15 protein-coding genes are annotated in these 22,205 nt (G+C 65.3%); 12 read left to right on the top strand and 3 right to left on the bottom strand.

Translation table 11 applies throughout. The annotated features are described in order from the left end of the window. Positions 1-44: 44 nt before the first annotated feature. On the bottom strand, positions 45-614 hold the full coding sequence (locus AC1DT7_RS16550) for a TetR/AcrR family transcriptional regulator (RefSeq protein ID WP_478037133.1): 570 nt from the start codon (positions 612-614) through the stop codon (positions 45-47). Between the two features lie 266 nt (positions 615-880). Between AC1DT7_RS16550 and AC1DT7_RS16545 the strand changes: the two genes are divergently transcribed. From AC1DT7_RS16545 to AC1DT7_RS16495, 11 genes are read left to right on the top strand one after another with little or no spacing between them, the layout of a single operon-like run. Next, positions 881-3,565, top strand: coding sequence for a TonB-dependent receptor (locus tag AC1DT7_RS16545; protein ID WP_478037132.1), 2,685 nt, complete (start codon positions 881-883; stop codon positions 3,563-3,565). Between the two features lie 8 nt (positions 3,566-3,573). After that, complete coding sequence (locus AC1DT7_RS16540) at positions 3,574-6,831, top strand: family 78 glycoside hydrolase catalytic domain (RefSeq protein WP_478037131.1); 3,258 nt, start codon at positions 3,574-3,576, stop codon at positions 6,829-6,831. Then, on the top strand, positions 6,831-8,357 hold the full coding sequence (locus tag AC1DT7_RS16535) for a carboxylesterase/lipase family protein (RefSeq protein WP_478037130.1): 1,527 nt from the start codon (positions 6,831-6,833) through the stop codon (positions 8,355-8,357). The genes AC1DT7_RS16540 and AC1DT7_RS16535 overlap by 1 nt, the downstream gene beginning before the upstream one ends. Further along, positions 8,354-9,241, top strand: a complete 888-nt coding sequence (locus tag AC1DT7_RS16530; RefSeq protein ID WP_478037129.1) for an alpha/beta hydrolase — start codon at positions 8,354-8,356, stop codon at positions 9,239-9,241. The genes AC1DT7_RS16535 and AC1DT7_RS16530 overlap by 4 nt, the downstream gene beginning before the upstream one ends. Further along, complete coding sequence (locus AC1DT7_RS16525; RefSeq protein ID WP_478037128.1) at positions 9,238-10,836, top strand: tannase/feruloyl esterase family alpha/beta hydrolase; 1,599 nt, start codon at positions 9,238-9,240, stop codon at positions 10,834-10,836. Before AC1DT7_RS16530 ends, AC1DT7_RS16525 begins: the two co-directional genes overlap by 4 nt. A gap of 4 nt (positions 10,837-10,840) precedes the next feature. Continuing rightward, positions 10,841-12,559, top strand: a complete 1,719-nt coding sequence (locus tag AC1DT7_RS16520; protein WP_478037127.1) for an AMP-binding protein — start codon at positions 10,841-10,843, stop codon at positions 12,557-12,559. Positions 12,560-12,573: 14 nt separating this feature from the next. Next, a complete protein-coding gene (locus tag AC1DT7_RS16515; RefSeq protein ID WP_478037126.1) occupies positions 12,574-12,912 on the top strand; it encodes a hypothetical protein in 339 nt (112 codons plus the stop codon). Between the two features lie 2 nt (positions 12,913-12,914). Then, entirely contained in the window at positions 12,915-15,476 is a 2,562-nt protein-coding gene (locus tag AC1DT7_RS16510; protein WP_478037125.1) for a glycoside hydrolase family 3 C-terminal domain-containing protein, read from the top strand. After that, positions 15,473-16,267: an IclR family transcriptional regulator gene (locus AC1DT7_RS16505; protein ID WP_478037124.1), complete on the top strand. Its 795-nt coding sequence runs from the start codon at positions 15,473-15,475 to the stop codon at positions 16,265-16,267. Before AC1DT7_RS16510 ends, AC1DT7_RS16505 begins: the two co-directional genes overlap by 4 nt. 50 nt (positions 16,268-16,317) lie before the next feature. Beyond that, the gene (locus AC1DT7_RS16500; RefSeq protein WP_478037123.1) at positions 16,318-17,328 is read left to right on the top strand and encodes a c-type cytochrome; all 1,011 of its coding nucleotides are present in this window, start codon (positions 16,318-16,320) and stop codon (positions 17,326-17,328) included. A gap of 58 nt (positions 17,329-17,386) precedes the next feature. Beyond that, positions 17,387-18,673 (top strand): Xaa-Pro dipeptidase, encoded by a 1,287-nt coding sequence (locus AC1DT7_RS16495; RefSeq protein ID WP_478037166.1) that lies wholly within the window; start codon positions 17,387-17,389, stop codon positions 18,671-18,673. A 427-nt stretch (positions 18,674-19,100) separates the two neighbouring features. Here AC1DT7_RS16495 and AC1DT7_RS16490 read toward each other — a convergent pair whose 3' ends face one another. Together AC1DT7_RS16490 and AC1DT7_RS16485 are read right to left on the bottom strand one after the other, a co-directional pair. Continuing rightward, positions 19,101-19,943 carry an alpha/beta fold hydrolase gene (locus AC1DT7_RS16490; protein WP_478037122.1) on the bottom strand — a complete coding sequence of 281 codons (843 nt, stop codon included), beginning with the start codon at positions 19,941-19,943 and terminating at the stop codon, positions 19,101-19,103. 364 nt (positions 19,944-20,307) lie between these two features. Continuing rightward, the gene (locus AC1DT7_RS16485) at positions 20,308-21,459 is read right to left on the bottom strand and encodes an NAD(P)/FAD-dependent oxidoreductase (RefSeq protein WP_478037121.1); all 1,152 of its coding nucleotides are present in this window, start codon (positions 21,457-21,459) and stop codon (positions 20,308-20,310) included. 313 nt (positions 21,460-21,772) lie between these two features. Here AC1DT7_RS16485 and AC1DT7_RS16480 point away from each other — a divergent pair, with 313 nt between their 5' ends. Then, positions 21,773-22,204 (top strand): GNAT family acetyltransferase, encoded by a 432-nt coding sequence (locus AC1DT7_RS16480; RefSeq protein WP_478037120.1) that lies wholly within the window; start codon positions 21,773-21,775, stop codon positions 22,202-22,204. Position 22,205: the final 1 nt, after the last annotated feature.

The raw sequence follows: 22,205 nt of genomic DNA, 5'->3' as shown, positions 1-22,205 counted from the left end.
CGGGGCGAGCGCTTGATCGATGGCGGGAACGGCGCAGCGCCCCTTCAATCCTGCCGATCCAGCCCGCTCGGCGCGACCGGCATGCCCGGTGGCCGGGTCGGAAAGACGCGGTGCGCGGCGGCCACTACCTGATCGAACGGGGTGACGAAATCCTGCGCGACCCATTGCCGGGCAATCCACACGACGCCGCTGATCCAGGCGGCGCGCACCGTTTCCTCGACCCACGGGTCGGCCGGCTGGCGCACCGCCACATCGGCCGCGAAAAGCGCGACGACGCGGTGCAGCACCTCGTTCGTCAGTCGGTCGAGTTCGGGCGTTATGCCGGTGAGCTCGAGCAGGAAGACCTTCGACAGCATCGGCGACCGCTGCAATTCCGCGAAATATTCCCGGATCAGGAAGGCGTGGTCTTCGGGATCGTAGCCGCCCTCGGCGGCGTGGGCGAGATTGCCGAATAGCTCGGCCACGATCCGAACATAACAGGCTGCGAACAACTGTTCGGCGCCTTCGAACGACTCGTAGAAATAGCGGCTCGTCAGGCCGGCGCGATCGCAGATCATCCTGACCGTCGCACCGCGATAACCATGCTCCGAATAGACCTCGATAGCCGCTTGCATCAGCCGCTCGCGTCTTTCGCTGCGGCGCTCCGTTTCGGCGACGCCGCCATAGGGTCTCCTGGAACCATTCATGACACAGCATTGACACAAGGGGGGCAACAGAGCAATAACTGACAACGGACGTATTCAGATATGGCCGGCGGGCCGAATTCAGGATCGACCGAGCGCGAACAACGCGTCGGCACGTCGCAAGCAACAGGCGGCCGGGCAGTGCCCGACCCCAAAAACAGGCGGGGGCTAGTGGCCCACCGATAGGGGAGGATCGAATGAGCACGCGGTTTGGGACAAGCATTGCCTTTCCGGAAAACATCGCATTTCGCGCGGGCGTCTCCGCCATTGCGCTCGTCATCGGCACGATGAGCGTACCTGCCTTCGCTCAGGCCGGTCCTGACGCGCCGGCTGTTTCGACACCGGCCGATATCGGAGACCAGCCGCAAGCGGGCGTTGAGAAGGACATCATCGTCACCGGCACGCTGCTGCGCGGCGTCGCACCCGTTGGCACCAATGTGATCGGGGTAAGCCGAAGCGATATCGTCGCGACGGGCGCCGCAAACACCAACGATCTGCTCGCCTCGATCCCGCAAGTCGGGAATTTCGGAACTGTCCCGGTCGGTGCGGGCAATTACAGCAATCCGATCGTCCGACCGAATATTCGTAATCTAGGCGCCTCGGGTGGCGCCACCACGCTTGTCCTGCTGAACGGCCACCGGCTGGTCGGCGCGGGCATCCTGCAGACGTCGGTCGATCCCTCGATCATCCCGCCCGACGCGATCGAGCGGGTCGAGGTCATTCCTGACGGCGGCTCCTCGATTTACGGTTCCGACGCGATCGGCGGGGTCATCAACTTCATCACGCGCAAGCGTTTCGACGGGATCGGGGTCAATGCGCGTTACGGTTTCGCCGATAATTATCGCACCGTCGATGCGAGCGCGATCGCCGGCAAGGACTGGGGCAGCGGATCGCTGTTCGTCTCCTATTCCTATGCCTGGCACGACAATATCCTGGGCATCGACCGCGGCTATGTGACCGCGGACAATCGTGCGCGGGGCGGTGCGGACAATCGCGGCACCGCCTGCTCGCCAGGCAACATCATCGCCAACAACATTCCCTATGCGCTGCCGGGCCGTGTGCCGGGAACGCTCAACCGCTGCGATCAAACCGACTATGCGGATATCTATCCGCGGGAAGAGCGGCACAATGTGCTGGCCAGCCTGACTCAGCAGCTGAATGACAGCGTAAGCTTCTACATGACCGCCTATTGGTCGCGCCGCCACACCGTTACCCGCACGGCGCAGAGCAGCCAGAGCGATACGATCTCGATCCTGAACCCCTATTTCAGGCCGCTCGGCACCGAATTATCGCACACCGTCGCCATCGCGTTCGACCAGGTGTTCGGCCCGAGTAATGTGAGCCCGGCGACGTTCACTTCCTACGGCCTGACGCCGACCATGGATTTCGAGCTTGGCGGCGGCTGGCAGCTTCGCACGCTCGCCAATTTCGGGCGCAGCGGGAACACCACGACCGAGGATTCGATCAACGCCGCGGCCGTCACCGCGGCGCTGAACGGCACCACCGCAGCGACCGCGCTGAACCCCTATAATATCGGTGCGACCTCGCCTGCATTGCTCGCGACGATCAACGACTATGTGAATTACGGCGACGCCGATCAGGAACTGGCCGAAGGCCGTGCGGTGATCGACGGTCCCTTGTTCCATATGTCGGGCGGCGATGTCCGCCTCGCGGTGGGTGCCGAATATCACTACGAGAATATCCGCTCCTTCACCGGCAGTGGCCCGGTTGCGAAGATCACTGGCGGCAGTTCCTTTGCCAGCCGCGAGGTCAAATCGGCCTATGGCGAGTTGCTGATCCCGATCGTCGGGGCGGACAATCGCGTCCCCGGCATCTACAGCCTCGAACTGTCGGGCTCGGCCCGCTACGACGATTACAGCGACGTCGGCGGCACCACCAATCCCAAGGTCGGCGTCACCTGGAAGCCGGTCGAGGCGCTGACCTTCCGCGGCAACTACGGCACTTCGTTCCATGCGCCCAGCCTCGCCGATCTGGGCAATTCGGTCGATGCGCGGGTTCAGGTCATCCCGTTCAGCCCGTTCCGGGCGGCGAGCAGCTCGCCCTTCGACATCCTGCGGCCGACCATCGCCATCGCGGGCGGCAACGCCAATCTGCAGCCTGAAAAGGCCGACACCTGGTCGATCGGCGTCGATCTCAAGCCAACTGGGCTTCCGGGCTTCGTCGCGAGCGCTACCTATTACAATGTGCGGTTCGAGGACGCGATCGCCGTACCGCCGTTCACCTCGCCGATCCTGTTCTCGGATCCCAATTATTCGAGCTTCTACATCGTGAACCCGACCCTGGCACAGGCCACCGCGGCGGCAGGCAATCTGCGTCTCGATGGCGTGCCCAGCCTGGCCGCGCTGTTCGCCGTCAGCTCACCGTATGTGCTGTTCCTGGCGCAGCGCGCGAACCTCGGCGCCGTTCACACCGACGGCATCGACTTCAATCTGGCCTATACCCGCCAGACCGGTTTCGGCTGGCTCAACGCTAGTTTCGCCGGGACCTATACGCTTAACCGCAAGACCCAGACCATCAAGGGCGGGCCGTTCAGCGACGATCTCGCCAACGGCACCGGGCGCCTGTCTTTCGTCGCGACACTGGGTGGCAAGGTGAGCGACTTCACCGCGCGTGCCCAACTCAACCATCGCAGCGGCTTTCCGATCGGCGGGGTCCTGCCGCAGACGAACGTGTCGTCGTTCAACACGGTCGACCTCTTCCTTTCCTACGACCTTTCCCGGTTACTGAAGGACACGTCACTGACCCTGAACGTGGATAATCTTTTCGATCAGGATCCACCTTACCTCAACGCTGCCCCGGGTTATACCAATGGCGGTACGCTGGGACGGTTGATCTCGTTCGGGATTCGCACGAAGTTTTGAGAGACAGGATGAAGCGGTCGCGCGAAATTCTGGGCCTGGTGTCGCTCCTCCTGCTTGGGGGAGCGGCCACCGGTCAAACGCGTGCTACCGGCCCGGTCGCGGCGACCGGGCTGCGTGTCGAATATAGCGCCGAACCGCTCGGCATCGACGAACCCGCGCCGCGCCTGTTCTGGTTGCCGGGGGTATCGCGCCAGACCGCCTATCGTCTGCGTGTCGGCACCAGCATGCGGGCGCTGGCGCGTGGCGAGACGGTTTGGGACAGCGGGAAGATCGCATCGTCGGCCAATGCCCAGATCGCCTATGCCGGCCCGCGGTTGAAATCGGCGCAGCGCTATGTCTGGCAGGTGATGTTGTGGGACGATGCCGGGCGCGCGACCGGCTGGAGCAAGCCGGGCTGGTGGGAGATGGGCCTGCTCGCGYCCTCTGACTGGACCGCGCAGTGGATTGCGGGCCCCGACCGGCGCGACCATGACTGGCGCGACCTGACTTTCTCGACCGACCTCACGCTCACCGGCAAATCCATCGACCTGCTGTTCCGGGCTCAGCCCATCGGCAAGACCTATGGCGAGGCCTATGTCTGGACCATCGCGCGGACCGACAAGGGGACGGCGCTGATCGAGCAGGTCAGGCACTATCCCGGTGGAACGTCTTCGGCGGTGAAGACGACCGAACTCAAGCGTGTGGTGCTGCCCATGCAGGATCGCTACCGGATCGACATCGTCGCAGATGGTGATCGCCTGACGACGAGCGTGAATGGTGCGGTCGTCGATACCCTGGTCGACGGCTCGGTCACGCACGGAACTATCGGTTTCGTAGGAAAAGAGCCGCGTGCCGCGACCATCCATCGTGTCGCGGTGACCGGCGGGGCCAATTTCGAAACCCGCTTTGCCGCCAACGACAATCCCTTCACCGGGGGTGATGTCGGCAGCGCCGGGCTGGCCGTTCCCGGCGGTGTGCGCGGGGTAGATATCGTGCTGCCGATCGAGGCACCCGCACCTCTGGTCCGCCACGGCTTCACGCTGCCGGCCAAACCCATCGCCACCGCGCGCCTCTATGTCGCGGGCGCCGGCTGGCCGAAAATCAGCCTCAACGGGCGCATCATCGGCACCTCGGCGATGGCCAGCGGCTACACCGCCTATGACAAACGCGTCCTCTATCAGACTTACGACGTGACGGCCTCCCTGCGCGCCGGAGCCAATGCGATCGGCGCTGAACTCGGGCGCGGCTGGTACGGCGTGACCGACCCCAATGAATGGTATTGGCAATCGGCGCCCTGGCACGGCGAGCCGGCGGTTCGCGCCCAGCTGGAAATCGTCTTTGCCGACGGCACGCACCAGCGGATCGCGACCGGTCCCGGCTGGAAGGCGCGGTCCGGCCCCACCCTCGGCGACTCGGTCTATCGCGGCGAGCGTTATGACGCGCGATTGCGCCCGACCGGCTGGAACCGGGCCGGTTATGCCGATCGCCAATGGGCCCCGGCGCGGACGGTCGCCGGGCCTGCCGGCATGCTGGTCGCGGCCAATGTCGAGCCGATCGCCCCCGTCGCCGCGATCAAACCCGTTTCGATCAAGCAGGTGGGGCCGGGAAGCTGGGTTTTCGATTTCGGACGGATCGTCGCTGGCTGGACTGCGCTCGACACCAGCGGACCGCGCGGCAGCACCGTCTCGATCGTGGCGGGTGAACGTATCGGCGACGGCGGGCGCGTGATTCCCGCGGCGGGCTTGATCGACGCGCAACTCCAGACCGATCGCTACACCCTGGCAGGTACCGGCAGCGAGCAGTGGGAACCGAGCTTCGGCTATCGCGGCTTCCGTTACGCCCAACTCGACGGGCTGACTGGCACGCCGACCGTGGCGACCTTGACGGCGCGCATTGCCCATAGTGCGGTCCGCCGCACCGGCGGCTTCACGACGAGCGACCCGCTGCTGATGCAGATCGATGCGGCGGCGATCGCGACCATCCAGAACAACATGCACGGCTTTCAGACCGACACGCCCACCTATGAAAAGAACGGCTGGACCGGTGACGCCCAGGCCTCGGCCGGGGCCGCCGTGCGCAGCCTCGATGTCGCGCGGGTCTGGACGAAATGGCTGGCCGACTTCCGGGACGCTCAGTCGCCCGCCGGCGAGATACCGGAGATAGTCCCGGCAACGCCCTATTACGGTTATGACAAGACGCCCGGCTGGAACATGATCTGGGGCCCGACGCCGCCCTGGGACGTGGCGACGATGATCCTGCCCTGGGAACTCTACACCACCTATGGCGACACGCGCATCCTGGAGCGGATGCACAAGGTGCAGACCAGGCTGGTCGATTATACTGGCGGCTGGTTCAAGGCGCCCGATTACAAGCGGGAGGGTTTCGGGCTGAGCGAATGGTCGCCGCCGGGGCCGGCGGATTTCGCCAATGCGCGTGGCGGCGGGATCGATGCGGTAGTCGCCGCATATTATTTCCTCGAGGCCGACCTGCTCGCGAAATCCTCCGCCGTGATCGGCGAGGAAGCGGATGCTGCGCGCTACGCGACGCTCGCGGCCGCTATCCGCGACGCCTATAATCGGCGCTATTGGGACGGCGCCCATGGCTGGTACCGGACCATCGATGGGAAGGGCGTGGCGGGGCCGCCGACCCAGATCCAGAATGTGTTGCCTCTGGCTTTCGGCATGGTGCCCGACGATCGGGCTCAGTCGGTGGCTGACACTATCGCCGCCGATATCGGCCGCAACGGTTTTACCACCGGAGTATATGGCACCCGTTACCTGCTCGATATGTTGAGCGACCACGGCCATGCCGATCTCGCCTATCGCATCGCGACGCGCACCGACGAACCGAGCTGGGGCTGGTGGATCAGGAACGGCCATGGATCTATGTTCGAGAGCTGGGGCCTCGATAGCCGATCGCGCGACCATCATTATTTCGGCTCGATCGCCGACTGGATGCGGCAAAGGCTTGCGGGGCTGCGGCCGGGGCAGCCGGGTTATGCGACGATATTGGTCCGTCCCGAGATCCCGGCCGGGCTCGCTTCCGCCTCGGCGACGATGGAGACGGTCCGCGGGCGGGCCATGTCGGGCTGGGCGGTCGATCATGATCGCCTGACGCTCACCGCCGAGGTGCCGCCCAATGCGACCGGCGAGATTTGGGTGCCGCTGCGTTTCGGCCCGGTCCGCAAGGAAGCGCCCGGTGCGCGGCTGCTCCGCACCACGGCGACGGCCGCTATCTACACCGTCGCGGCGGGAACTCATGTCTTCGAAGCAGGGGTCGCCCGATAATGTCGCTTTACCCGCGTATTCCCGCCATCCTGCTCGCGCTCGCCATGCCTGCCTCGGCCGGCGCCCAGACCGCCCCAATAGCGACGATCGATACCGGTCCGCTGGTTGGCGCGGAGAAGGATGGTGTGGCGGTCTTTCGCGGCGTTCCCTATGCTGCCCCGCCGGTCGGGGACCTGCGCTGGCGCGCGCCACGCCCTGCCGCCGTCTGGACGGCGCCACGCGACGCAACCAAATTCGGCAATGACTGCCTGCAGACCTGGATGCCCGACGACGTCGCGAACAGCGGTCAGCCGATGAGCGAGGACTGCCTCTACGCCAATGTCTGGACGGTAAAGCCGGGCAAGCAGGCCAAGGGCCTGCCAGTCATGCTCTGGATCTATGGCGGCGGTTTCGTGAACGGATCGGGCGCTGCCTTGCCCTATGAGGGGACGAGGTTGGCGAAGCGCGGCGTGGTCGTCGTCACCTTCAACTATCGGGTCGGTCGCCTAGGCTTTTTCGCGCATCCGGCGTTGACCCGCGAGGCGGCCGGTGGTCCGACCGGCAATTGGGGGCTGATGGACCAGATCGCGGCGCTCCAATGGGTGAAGCGCAACATCGCGTCGTTCGGCGGCGATCCGGACAAGGTTACGATCTTTGGCGAATCGGCAGGCGGTGAATCGGTCAACCGGCTGATGGCGTCGCCTGCGTCGCGCGGTCTCTTTGCTCGGGCGATTTCGTCCTCGGGCGGCGGGCGCGACAAATGGCCGAGCCTGGCTGCTGCGGAGGAGATCGGCGTCGCCTTCGCCAAATCCCAGGGCGCCGGCGACGATGTCGCCGCCTTGCGCGCGATCCCGGCCGAGCAGGCGAGCGGCAAGATCACCATGCTGGCGCGAGACGAGAAGCGGTTCTCGGGCGGCATCACCGACGGGCAGATCGTGACCGACAGCGTCGATGCCGTTTTCACTGCGGGGAAGGAAGCCCAAATCCCCTATATCGTCGGCGCGAACGATGATGAACTCGGCTTCGTTCCGGCCGTCTTTCGCGGCATGGTCACCGCCGGCATCGTCAAGCCGCTCGGGGACATCGGCCCGATCAAGGCAGCCTATGGCGACGCTTATGATCGTCGCATCGCCGGCGACGTCGTGTTCGTCGAACCGTCCGTCGCGCTTGCGCGCCGGCATGCGGCGAACGGCGCGCCGACCTGGCTCTACCGTTTCGGCTATGTAGCCGAGGGCAAGCGCGAGGACGGGAAGGGCGCAGGGCACGCGTCCGACGTCCCGTACGAATTCGATACGCTCGCCTTGACGAAACCGGCGCCGAGCGCAGCCGATCAGGCCGCCGCGACGATGGTCGCCGATTACTGGAGCGATTTCGCAAAGACCGGCGATCCCAATCGCTCGGGCCGGCCGGTGTGGAACCGCGTCGCTACGGGCAGGCAGCAGGCGCTGGCGATCGGTATCACCGGGACCGCCATGCAACCGGCCAGCGATGCCGCCCTCGATGCTCTTTCGCGATTGCGCGACGTTCCCGTGACGGAGAAGAAATGATGAAGGGTTTCATCGTTGCCGCCATCGCAGCATTGTCGCTCTCCGCAGGGGCTGATCCGGTCAGCCTCGACCGGCCGGGGATCAAGCTGTTCCCGAAGGGCGCGCCGGGCGTTTTGCCCAACATGCCGCCCGAGGTGACCGAACGGCGCCCGCCCAATCCCGGCCCGATCGTCCGGAACGTTACCGAGCCGTCGATCCTGGTCTATCCGGCCGATCCGAAGATCGCGACCGGAACCGCGATGATCATCGCGCCCGGCGGGGGATTTCATATGCTGACGATCGAGAATGAAGGCATCGATGTCGCCAAATGGCTCAACAGCCTCGGCATCACCTGCTTCGTACTCAAATACCGCCTGATCGCGACCGGCGATGACGTGCAGATCGCGCTGATGCGCAAGCTGTTCAACTGGAAGGAACTGCTCGCCGCGATCGAGCCCCTGAAGCCGTTGGCGACCGCGGATGGCGAGGCCGCGGTGCGCTTCGTGCGAGCCAATGCGAAACGATATGGGGTCAGGCGCGATCGTGTCGGCATGCTCGGCTTTTCGGCCGGCGGGGCGGTCTCCGTGTGGACGACGCTTGCTGATCATCCTGACAGCCGGCCCGATTACCTGGTGACCATTTACCCGGGCCTCACGGACGGCCCGCTGAAGGTGCCGGCCAAGGCGCCGCCTCTGTTCGATCTCGTCGCCAATGACGACCCGATCGTCCGCCCCGAGGCCGAACGTCTCCAGGCCGCCTGGAAGGCAGCCGGCGCGGACACGACGTTCGTGACCGTCGCCACCGGCGGCCATGGTTTCGGCATGACGAAGAACGGCAAGGAGTCGGACGGCTGGACGAAGCACCTCCAGTCATGGCTCGATGCGAAAGGACTGCTGCGGAAATGAAGGCAAGAATTGGCTTCGCGCTGCTCGGCGGCGGGATCGCGGGCGTCTGCGCCGCCGCCGCCCTCACACCCGTCACGGGCGCACCGCCCCAGGCCGCCAATGGCTGCGAGGCACTGGCCGGCCGGACGGTCGAGACGGGCAGCATCGACAAGGCTGTGCTGGTGAAACCGGGCGAGACGATCGTCACCGAAGCGGGCAAGCCCGGCCTTCCCGCGCCGGCAGCATTCTGCCGCGTGTCGGCGACGCTCAAGCCTACGCCCAGATCGGCGATCCAGGTAGAAGTCTGGCTGCCCGAACAGGCCGCCTGGAACGGCAAGCTGCTCGGTGCAGGCAATGGCGGCTATGGCGGCTCGATGACGTTGCCGGCTCTGACGATGCGCGGTGGCGTCGCCAAGGGCTATGCTGCGGCCGGCAGCGACATGGGCCATGTCGGCAGTGGTGATGTCGATGCGAGCTGGGCGCTGAACGAGCCGGAGAAGATCAGGGACTGGGCATACCGCGCCAATCACCTCGCCGCGCTCGTCGCCAAGCAGGTCGTCGCGGCCTATTATCCATCGCCGCTCGCCGCTTCCTATTTTCACGGCTGTTCGGATGGTGGCCGCGAGGCGCTGATCGAGGCGCAGCACTATCCACGCGATTATGACGCGATCATCGCCGGCGCGCCCGCCAGCCCGTGGACCGGCATGATGCGCGGTTTCATGGCCGATCATATCGCTGCTTTCAGCAAGCCCGAATCGACCATCCCGAACGCGAAGCTGAAACTGCTGCAGAACGCAGCGCTCGCTCAATGCGATGCGAAGGACGGCGTTGCAGACGGAGTGATCGACGATCCGCGGCAGTGCCGCATCGATCTCGCTGCCCTGCAATGCAAGGCAGGCGATGGCCCGGATTGCCTGACCGCACCGCAGGTCGAGACGGCGCGCGCGCTGTACCGCGGGCAGGTCGATCGGGCGGGCAAGTCGCTCTATCCGGGCTATCTGCCCGGCGGCGAGGCCGTGGCCGGGGCATGGGATCTCTGGCTCACCGGGCCGAACGCGCAGCACGGCAGGTTCGCGACCGAATTCTTCCGCAACATGGTGCATTCGAACAAGGCCTGGCAAGCAACCGACTATGATCCGGTCCGCGACCCGGCGCTGGCGCGGAGGATGTACGCCAGCATTCTCGACGCCGACAATCCTGACCTGAGCGGCTTCTACGCGCACGGCGGCAAGCTGATCCTTTATCATGGCTGGAACGATGCCGCGCTCCCGCCCGGCGCCACGGTCGCTTATTATGAGGCGGTGCAGCGCAAGCGTCCGCGCGAGGCGGCATCCTCGGTCCGCCTGTTCATGGTCCCCGGCATGTCGCATTGCCTCAGTGGGCCCGGCGCGAACGTGTTCGACGCGCTGACCGCGATCGACGGATGGAAGAAGAGCGGAGTGGCTCCCGAAAGAATCGTCGCAACCCGGTACGATGTGCCGCTGTTCGGCTATCTGGGCCTGCCGGCGAAGCCGCTCGGCACGCGCCCGCTCTGCCCCTATCCCAAGGTCGCGCGTTGGAGCGGCAAGGGCTCGACTGACGACGCCGCCAATTTCAGCTGCGTCGTGCCGGGCTGATCCCGTGACGGTGCCGCTCACCCATGCCCATTCCCGGGGCGCCGATGCACCGCCGCTGATCGGGCACACGATCGGCGCGGCGCTGGCGCTGGCGGCCGATCGCTGGGGGGATCGCGATGCGCTCGTCTCGGTCGCGCAGGGCCTGCGCTGGAGTTTTGCAGAGCTGCTGCAGCGCGCCGATGCCTTTGCTGCGGGGCTGCTCGCGCTGGGCATGGAGCGTGGCGACCGGATCGGCATCTGGGCGCCCAATTGTGCCGAATGGACTGTCACCCAGTTTGCCGCCGCGCGTGCCGGGCTTGTCCTTGTCACGATCAATCCGGCTTATCGCGCCGAGGAAGCCGCCTTCACCATCGCCAAGACGGGGCTTCGCGCGCTGGTGGTGGCGGCTGAATTCAAGACAAGCGACTATGTCGGTATGGTCGAACGGCTCTGCCCCGAACTGGCCGCATGCGCGCCGGGCGGCCTGATCGCGGCCGGACTACCCAGCCTTGCCATCACGATCAGGATCGGCGGGCAGGCCCGGCCCGGCTGGATTGATTTCGAGGATGTCGCCGGGCTCGCCAGCACTGCGGATACGGCCCGGCTCGTGGCGATCGGCGCGCTGCTCGATCCGCACGACGCGATCAACGTCCAGTTCACCAGCGGCACCACCGGCCTGCCCAAGGGCGCGACGCTCTCGCATCGTAACATCCTCAACAACGGCTATTTCGTCGGGCGTTCGATGGCGCTCGGGCCGGAGGACCGGATCTGCATCCCGGTGCCGCTGTATCACTGCTTCGGCATGGTCATGGGCAATCTGGCGAGCGTCACTTTGGGCGCTGCGATGGTTTATCCCGGCCAGTCATTCGATCCCGCCGCAGTGCTCCGCACCGTCGAGACCGAACGCTGTACGGCGCTCTACGGCGTGCCCACGATGTTCATCGCTGCACTGGCCGAGCTCGACCGCACAACCGCCGACCTGTCCTCACTCCGCACCGGCGTCATGGCGGGCGCAAGTTGCCCCGAACTGGTGATGCGCCAGGTGATCGACCGTATGAACATGCGCGACGTGACGATCGCGTACGGTATGACCGAGACCAGCCCGGTCAGTTTCCAGACCGGGCTTGACGATAGCCTCGAGGCGCGCGTCTCCACCGTCGGCCGGGTCCTGCCGCATCTCGAATGCAAGATCGTCGACGCCGATGGCGTGACCGTTGCGCCGGGTGAGATCGGCGAGCTTTGCACGCGCGGCTACTCCGTCATGCTCGGGTATTGGGATGATCCGGAGAAGACGGCCGAGGTGATCGACGCCGATGGCTGGATGCACAGTGGCGATCTTGCGGTGATCGACGAGGCCGGGTACGGCCGGATCGTCGGGCGCCTGAAGGACATGGTCATCCGCGGCGGGGAGAATATCTCGCCGCGCGAGATCGAGGAATTCCTCTACCGTCACCCCGCCATCGAGGATGTGGCGGTGGTCGGCGTGCCTGATGACCGGATGGGCGAAGAGCTATGCGCCTGGATCCGGCTGCGCGAAGGCGCGACCGGCGAGGCGGAGGAAATCCGCGCCTTCTGCCGGGACCGGATCGCCCATTACAAGATCCCGCGCCATATCCGCTTCGTCGAGAGCTTCCCGACGACGGTTACCGGCAAGATCCAGAAGTACGTGATCCGCGACGCCATGATCGCCGAACTCGCATCTGACGGGCAACCGCCCGCCAAGACCAATTCCCGACACCAATGATGAAAGGTATTCCGATGAAATTTGTTGCCACCTTCGCTGCGCTGACGATGTTTGCTACCACCGCCCAAGCCCAGACGGCGCCAACTCCCGCGCCTGCGCCGGCACCGACCACCGCTGCGCCGGCCCCTGCCACGGGCGCAAAATTCACGCTCGACACGCCGCTCGCCGAACTCGTCGCAAATCCGGCCGCGAAGGCGGTGATCGACAAGGACCTTCCCGGCCTGACCACGCTCGATTCGTTCGAATCCTTCAAGGGCGCCAGCCTCAACCAGGTCGCGCCCTTTTCGGACGGCAAGCTGACTCCCGAGATGCTCGCAAAGGTCGCGACCGATCTGGCGGCGATCAAGGAATGAGCATGCGGTCTTCTCGTGGCGTGCGCCTGGTGCGGACGATGATGATGACCGGCAGCGTGATGGTCACGGTGCCGGCTGGCGCACAAGGCAAGGACAGCATGGTCTTTCGCGACAAGGCCGCGCCGCTCGAGGTGCGCGTCGCCGACCTGATGTCCCGCCTGACGCTCGACGAGAAGATCTCGCTTCTTGCCGGGGCGACCTCGATGACGGCCCATGCGATTCCCCGGCTCGGCATTCCCGAACTGAAGATGACCGATGGCCCGACCGGCGTGCGCTCGCCCGAGGGCAAGCCCGCAACCGTCTTCCCGGTCGGTGTCGCCATCGCCGCGACCTGGAATCCCGCACTCGCCGGGGAAGTGGGGGGCGCCATCGCCGAGGAGGCGCGTGGTTACGGCGCATCGGTACTGCTCGCGCCGACCGTCAACATCGTGCGGATGCCGCGCTGGGGCCGCAACTTCGAGACCTATTCCGAGGACCCCTGGCTGACCGGCCAGATGGCGCTCGGCTACGTCAATGGCGTCCAGTCCAAGGGTGTGGGCGTCTCGATCAAGCATTTCGCGGCGAACAACCAGGAGACCAACCGCTTCTTCGTCAACTCCGCAGTCGACGAACGGACGATGCGCGAGCTGTACCTGCCTGCGTTCGAGACGGTCGTGAAGACGGCCGAGCCCTGGTCCGTCATGGCCTCCTACAACAAGCTCAACGGTACCTATGCGAGCGAAAATCCCTGGCTGCTGACGGATGTGCTGAAGAAACAATGGGGCTTCAAAGGCTTCGTCGTCTCCGACTGGGGCGCCACCCACAGCACGGCCAAGGCCGTCAATGCCGGGCTCGACATGGAGATGCCGGGGCCGCCCGAGCATTTCGGGCCCAAGCTGGTCAAGGCAGTTGCCGCTGGCGAGGTGAGCACGGCACAGATCGACGAGAATGCCCGGCGCATGGTCCGCCTGCTGGTTCGCAGCGGCGTCATCGACGGGACTGCGGGCAAGGGCGGGGAGGTTGGCGGTGCCGCCCACGCCGCCGTCTCGCGCCGTGCCGCCGAGGAGGCGATCGTGCTGCTCGCCAACAAGGGGTTGTTGCCGCTCGATCCCGCCATCCGTACACTTGCGGTGATCGGGCCCAATGCGACCGAGGCCCGCATCCAGGGCAGCGGCAGTTCGGCCGTCCAGCCTTTCGATGCGATCGCGACCCCGCTCGACGCAATTCGCGCTGCCTTTCCCGGTGCGACGATCACGTATGAAAAGGGCGTCGACAGCGACGAGGTCCCGCCCGCCGCAAAAGCGGCGATGTTCAGTCCGGACGCGGCGCGCGACGGCAAGGGGCTCACCCAGACCTATTATTCCACTGCGGACCGGACCGGCACGCCGGTCGCGACCGATATCGTCACCGCATTCGTGAAGCGGATCAGCGGCAATGTCGCAGGCGCGGAAACGATCAGCTACCTCTCGCTTCGCTGGGAGGGGATGTTCTGGCCGCCCGTCTCGGGCCCGTATGAATTCAGCATCCGGGGTACCGGCACTGGATCGATCGAATTCGACGGCAAGACGATCCTCGACAAGGCTACGGCATCGACACCCGATATCCGCGACGTCATCGGCTTCCCGGTGCCGCGGCGCACGGTCACGGTTCAGCTGGAGGCAGGCAAGGGCTACCCGATCAAACTCGATTATTCGAACGGCAAGTCGCTCTATGAATCGCTCAGCTTCGGCGTGCGCCTGCCGCGGCCATCGCTCGATGCGGCGGTTGCGGCCGCGAAGAAGGCCGATGCAGTGATCCTGCTCGTCGGTTCGAACGGGCTGACCGAGGGCGAAGGCTATGACCGCAGTTCGATCGACTTGCCGGGCGATCAGAACGGACTTGTCACCGCCATCGCCGCGGCTAATCCGAAGACCGCCGTGGTGATGAATGCCGGCGCCGCGATGACCATGCCGTGGAAGGATCAGGTCGGCGCGATCCTCGACATGTGGCTCCCCGGCCAGGCGGGGCCGGCTGCGCTCGCCGATATCCTCCGCGGCAAGGTCAACCCTTCGGGCAAGCTGCCCGTGACATTCCCGATGGCCGATGGCGACGAGGCGGTGAAGCTCGAATCCGGCACGGCGACCTATGGCGAGGGCTTGCTCGTTGGATATCGCAGCTTCGATGCACGCGGGGTGAAGCCGCTCTTCGCCTTCGGCCACGGACTTTCCTACACCAGCTTCGATTATAGCGCTGCCACCGCGCCGGCACGGATCAAGGCAGGGGCGAAGGCCGCGGTGTCGATCCGGGTACGCAACACGGGCAAGCGCGAGGGCAGGGAAGTAGTGCAGCTCTATGTCGCCCCGCTCGCCGTCGCGCCGGGCGAGCCGGTCAAGCAGCTCAAGGCCTTTGCCAAGCTGGCCATCCCGGCGGGTGCCGAGCGGACCGCGCGTCTCGATCTCGGCGTGCGGGCATTCGCCAGCTACGATGTCGCGACCGCCGCCTGGGTTGTGAAACCCGGGAAATACAAGCTTCTGATAGGCAGCGCCTCGGATGATATCCGCGCCGAGCGCGAGATCGACGTGGTGGGTACGGCGCAGGTGCCATGATCGGCGACGCCCGCAGCGAGACGGGGGAATCGCGCAGGGGGCGCCAGGCGATGATGCGTGGCCTCGATCTGATCGAGGCCGTGGCCAACGGCATGGCGGGCTATGTCGAGCTTTCCGAAAAGCTCGGCCTTACCAGGAGTACTGCGCACCGCCTCGCCAGCGGGTTGGTCGAGCGGGGTTATCTCGCTGCCACGCCGCGGCACGGCTATCGCCTCGGTCCCAAGCTGCTCGAGCTCGGTTTCGTCGCCCAGTCGCAGACTGACATGATCCAGGTCGCGCGGCCGCATCTCGAAAGCCTGTCCAAGGCGACCGAGGATACGGTCCGGCTCGGCGTGCTGCAGAATGAGCATGTCGTCTATATCGACGTGGTGCCCGGCAGCCGGCGCATCACTATCGCCAACCGGCCCGGTGATTCGCAGCCCCTGACCTCGACCAGCGCCGGCAAGGTGCTGATGCTCGACGACCCGGAAAGCCGCTGGCTGACCCGGCTTGCCGCCGATGTCGCGGCGGGGCGGCCAGATGTAGATCCGCCGGTCTGGCTGGAACGGATGCGCGGCTTTGCCCGAGCCGGTTGCGCCTATGGCCTTGCCGAGAATGACGATGACGTTCGCGGTGTGGCGGCACCGGTCCGCAATGCCTCGGGCCAGATCGTGGCTGCCGTGAGTGTGTCGAGCGTGGCGCATTATATGAGCGAGGATCGCATGGACCAGCTGGCTGCTGAGGTTCGCGAAACTACCGGGAGGATTAGCCGGGAACTCGGCCATATGCTGCCCGCGTCCGCACCGGCCTGATTGCTGCCCGCCCCCGATTGGCTTAGGCCAGAGCATTCGGAGGGGCTTGAATGCAGATCAAGTGGCGCAATGCGCTATTGTCCGTTGGGCTGGTAGCCTGCGCGCTGGCGGTCTCGGCCGGTATGGACGTGCCGGCCGCCGTGTCTCCGCCCGACTGGGCCTATCCGGGCAATGTTCCAGGCCCGGCGCAGCCGCCACAGGACGTTAACCAGCAAGTCCGCGTACCCGGCAGTACGATATCCTTCGCCCGCAAGGATCTGCACAACCTGTTCGCGGTGGCTGACTGGTATCCCGAAGAACATCCCGCCTTGCCCGAGGTGGTCGTCCATGGGCGCTCGCCCGAGGTGCGAGCCTGCGGCTATTGTCACCTTCCGGGCGGGGAAGGCCGGCCAGAAAACGCGCCGCTCGCGGGCCTGCCGGAAGCGTATATCACCCGGCAATTGACTGACTTCAAAAGCGGTGCTCGCACCTCGTCGGTCCCGCACCGGCTGCCAACCGACTGGATGGCAACGATCGGCAAGGCAATGAGCGATGAGGAGATACGAAGCGCCGCCGCCTATTTCGCGAAGCTGCCGCTGCGTTCCCATCTGTCCGTTGTCGAAACCGCCACCGTTCCGCGCACGGTAGCAAAGGGGTGGCTACTCACGATCGTGCCGAATGGTGGGACCGAGCCACTGGGTGAGCGTATCGTCGAGACGCCCGCCGATCTCGAACGCTTCGAGCAGCGCGATGCCCATGTCCCGATCCTCGCTTATGTCCCCGTCGGCAGCATCGCCAAAGGCAAGGTCTTGGCGCATGGAAGTGACGCCAGGGGTATCCCCGCCTGCGCCGCCTGCCATGGTGACGATCTCGGCGGCACCGACGAGATCCCGTCGCTCGCCGGCAAGTCGCCTACCTATATCGTCCGGCAACTTCACGACTTCCGCTCAGGCGCACGTTCCGGCCCCTCGGCCGAGGCGATGCAGGCTGTCGTCGTCTCGATGCGCCAGACGGACATGCTCAATCTCGCCGCCTATCTCGCCTCGCTAAAACCGCAAAAGACGCATATCGCTGTCCGGTGATTTCCTGTTTGACGATCGTCCAACAGTGAGGGGCAATAGCGGAAAGCGGGAGGGTATGATGTCATCCAGGCTGGTCAAGTGCATCCTGGGGCTTGCCGCCCTGACAACGGCATCGTCAGCAGCGCTGGCTGAAACCCTCTACGTCCGTGCCGGAAAGCTGGTCGATACCGAAAAGGGCGTAGTCCTCACCGACCGGCTGATCCGCATCGATGATGGCCGGGTCACCGGAGTGACACCTTGGTCGCCGCCCCCGTCGGGCACTCCGGTCATCGACTGGAGCGCGTTCACCGTGCTGCCTGGGCTGATCGACATGCACACGCATCTGGTGGACACCGAGCAGTCGGCGAACGTCGCCGAACCGCTGCTCCATTCGGGTGCCGATATAGCGCTGCTCGGTGCGAAACATGCCCGCGATACACTTGCCGCAGGATTTACCAGCGTTCGGGACGTCGGCACCTTTCGCGCGTACGGCGATGTGTCGCTGCGCAAAGCGATCGACGCCGGGTTCGTCGATGGCCCACGGATGAGCGTCGCTGGCGCCTATCTCACCGTACCGGGCGGTGGCGGCGAGGTCACCGGCCTTGCGCCGGACGTCGAGGTTCCTGCGATCATGCGCATGGGCGTCGTCACTGGCCCCGCCGACATGACGGTCAAGGCCCGTCGTCTCTTCCAAGGCGGTGCGAATTTCCTGAAGCTGATCGCAACCGGCGCCGTCCTCGCCGCCGGCACCGAGCCCGGTGCGCCCGAACTGACCGAGGAGGAGATGCACGCCGCGGTCGCCGAAGCAGCCCGCAACGGCAGCTATGCCACCGCCCATGCGCATGGCGCCGAGGGTATCAAGCTGGCGATCCGCGCCGGCGTGCGCTCGATCGAACATGCCTCGCTGATCGATGACGAGGGCATCGCCATGGCCAAAGCGAAGGGCGTGTGGCTGGTGATGGATATCTACAATGGCGATTATATCGACCAGGTCGGCAGGCGCGACGGCTGGCCCGCCGATATCCTGCGCAAGAACACCGAAACCACCGACGCCCAGCGCCAAGGCTTTGGCAAGGCGGTCCGTGCCGGCGTGAAGATCGCTTACGGCACCGATGCCGGGGTGTACCCGCACGGCCTGAACGCGCGCCAGTTTCGCTACATGGTCCGTTACGGCATGACGCCGATTCAGGCGATCCAGTCAGCCACGACCAGCGCGGCCGCGCTGATGGGCAAATCGGGCGATGTCGGCGCGATCTCGCCCGGCCATTATGCCGATATGATCGCAGTAGCGGGCGATCCGCTCGCCGATATCGGCGCGCTGGAAAGGATCGATCACGTCATGAAGGGCGGCAAGCTGGTTCGATAGGATTTGATCGCCAATGTCGTTCGTTTCGTCGCCGTTCAGAAGCGTGCGGCCATTCGGCAACCGGGTCGAAGCAACGGGTAAATCTACCCCGGATTCAACCAGGTGGTGCGCTATCGCCCTGGCCGCATCGACCATAAGGACGGGCGTGTGGGCGATCTCGGTTGTGACTCACTGCTCGACACGGTTGCCACCCGGACGTTGACCCGGGCCGAGGGCGGCACTCGGGTTCATATGGTCCATTCCGACTTCGAACTGCCGAAGAAGGAAAGCGCCTTCAAAGATGGGCCAGGGCTGGAAGAAAGTCGTCCCGAGCATGGTCGAGGTCGCCGCCGAACTGTCGTCCTGGAAGGACATGCCCGGTATGGAACAAAGGAGGGCGGAGATCGTCCGCCCTCCCTCGATCCGCCACGCTGTGTGGCGGCCCGGATCAGCCCTTCACGAAGGCGAGCAGGTCCGGATTGAGGACATCGGCATGGACGGTCAGCATGCCGTGCGGATAGCCCTTGTAGATCTTCAGCGTGCTGTTCTTCAGCAGCTTGGCCTGAAGCAGCGCCGCATCGGCATAGGGTACGACCTGATCGTCGTCGCCCTGCATCACCAGCACCGGTACGGTGATCGCCTTCAGATCCTCGGTCTGGTCGGTTTCCGAAAAGGCCTTGATGCCTTCATAATGAGCCAGCGCGCCGCCCATCATGCCCTGGCGCCACCAATTGTCGATGACAGGTTGTGATACCTTGGCGCCCGGCCGGTTGAAACCATAGAACGGCCCCGAGGCGACCGCCGTATAGAATTCGGCACGGTTGGCCGCGAGGGCGCTGCGGAAACCGTCGAAGACCGAGATTGGCGTCCCACCGGGATTTGTGGGGGTCTTCACCATCAGCGGCGGCACCGAACTGACCAGCACCGCCTTGGCGACCCGGCCCTGGGGCTGGCCAAATTGCGCGACATAGCGGGCGACTTCGCCACCGCCGGTCGAATGGCCGATATGGACTGCGTTGCGCAGGTCGAGATGCTCTACAACGGCCGATGCATCGGCCGCATAATGATCCATGTCGTTGCCGGTATCGACCTGCGACGACCGGCCATGGCCGCGACGGTCATGCGCCACGACCCGATAGCCATTGGCGAGGAAGAACAGCATCTGCGCGTCCCAATCGTCAGCCGATAGCGGCCAGCCATGATGGAACACGATCGGCTGGGCGTCCTTTGGCCCCCAATCCTTGTAGAAGATTTCAGTGCCGTCCTTGGTCTTGACGAATCCGCTGCTCATCTTGGTATCTCCTCTGAGGATTTGGGTGGAATTAGGTGCGGCGAGGACCGCCGCCGGAAGACAGGTCGCCGCGACGACGCTGGCAGTTCCAGCAATGGCCGCGCGTCGTGACAAAGTAATATTTTGCCCAATCATGGTGTTCCCGCCTGTTTGTCACGTAAAGAGAGAATGAATTACGCAGTACTATCTGGTAAACTGGTGCTAGTTATGAAGGCGCCCATCAGAAGCGGTGTCGGCGCTGATCTCGTTCATCACCGCATCCATCGTTCCCGATGAATATTAGGTAGGCGGTCCATGATGGCCGAAACATTATACGATGGTTTGTCGGTCGGGGTCGCGGTACCGATGGCTGGGGCGGGAAGGGCTATCCGAACCGATACGGGTCGAAACAGGCCGCATCCGGATCTGCCGATCCGCCAAGCTCGGCCGCAATCAGTTCGGCCCCAAGGGCTGCGAAGCTGACGCCGTTTCCGCCGAAACCGCTCGCCAGCCACAGGCCTTCATGGTTCCTGGCCCGCCCGATCGCGGGTAACCCGTCGGGCGACGATCCGAAAGCCGCCGCCCAGACGCAATCGAGTTCGACGTCCTCCACTGCGATCATCGCCGCCAGCTTTGCCCGGATCGTACCGCCCTTGGACTGGACGAGGGCGTCGCGCTGCCGGGCGTCGTCGAAATCCTCATCCTCGCCGCCGGCGATCACCCGCCCGTCGGCGGTGGCGCGCGCATAGAGATAGGGCGAGGACGCCTCCCAGATCATCGCATTCTCCCGCCACAGCGGCGCCTGACCCGGCGGGGAGGCGATCGCATAGCTCGATCCGACCGAGAAAGCGGCGGGCAGGAACCAGTTCGCGCGCTCATAGCCCGGCGCCAGGATCATTTGCGCCGCCTCGACCCGACGCCCGTCCGCGCCGTGCAACACTGATTCGCCATGCACCTGTTCGATCCGTGCCACATCGAACGGGAAGCATGCCAAGGCTCCACTGGCCCGGGCTCGCTCGAGCAACCCCAGCGTCAGCCGCACCGGATCGACCTCATAACTCCCGGCCGAGAGCAACGCCGCCCGGGGCGCGATATCGAACCGCTCGGCCACCGCCGCCGAGTCGAGATAGTCGGATGGCAATCCCGCGGCGCGTCGCGCAGCACCTTCGGCTTCGAGCGCGGCCTCGTCCAGCAATGTTCCCGCCAGATACAGCTCCGGCCGATCGATCCGGCCACACTCGATGCCGATTGCGTCGATACGTTCAGCGAGCCCGGCGACCGCTGCGAGTATTCGCCGCCAGCGCCGTGCCGCTTCCGCCGGGCCGATCATTTTGCCAAGCCGCGTCAGCGGCACATCGGCGGCCCACATCACGAGTGCCGTGGAGGCTGCCGTGCTGCCATGCGCCGGCGGTCGTCGATCGAGCAGCAGCACGCGCCGGCCCTCGCCGGACAGCCTTTCGGCGAGCATCGCTCCCATCACCCCGGCACCGATGATCGCGATATCGGTCTTTGCCGAAGGGAGTGGATCGGCCCTCATGGTATTGGCGTCGCTGGCCAACCAGCATGAGCGGCCACCACGAAGATCCCGGTGCTCGGTCAGGTTCACATGAGTCTCCGAAGGAGGGGCGCCGCCGGCTGGCGTGCATCCAGGACCTCAACCGCTCAAGGGCCCAATTTGCTCCGTTGCCTGCCTTCAAACAGGAAGGTGAATCGGTTAGGCCCGTTGAAACCGTCGCCGCCGACCTGCACCATCATGTTCGCGCCATTCCCCTGCTGTTCGCTGGGACGCAGGTCGACATGGGTCTTGCCACCATCTTGCGCCGCGCGCGCTGCTGAGCGAGAGCGCGTCCATGCCTGACCTTTGCGATCCGATCCTCCGCGAGGCGACCGCCGCCGATGCATCATCGGTCGTCGCGCTCTGGCAAGCGTGTGGCCTCACCCGTCCATGGAACGATCCGCTGGCTGACTTCGCGCAGGCACTCGCCGGAACGACGTCGACCGTCCTGATCGCGGGGCAGGGGGAGGCGCTCGCCGGCTCTGTCATGGTCGGGTTCGACGGACATCGCGGGTGGGTCTATTATCTCGCGGTTGCGCCCGATCGCCGGCGGCACGGCCTCGGTCGCAAGCTGATGGATGCCGCGGAAACATGGCTCCGCACCCGCGGCGCGCCAAAGATCCAGCTCATGGTGCGCGACGACAATCACGCCGCGCTGGGTTTCTACGAAGCGCTCGGGCTCGAACGGCAAAAGGTCGTGACGCTCGGCAAATTCCTGAAGGACTGAC

Source organism: Sphingomonas sp. P3_C6 (assembly GCF_056402595.1).
This window is presented reverse-complemented; position numbering and strand designations above follow the sequence as displayed.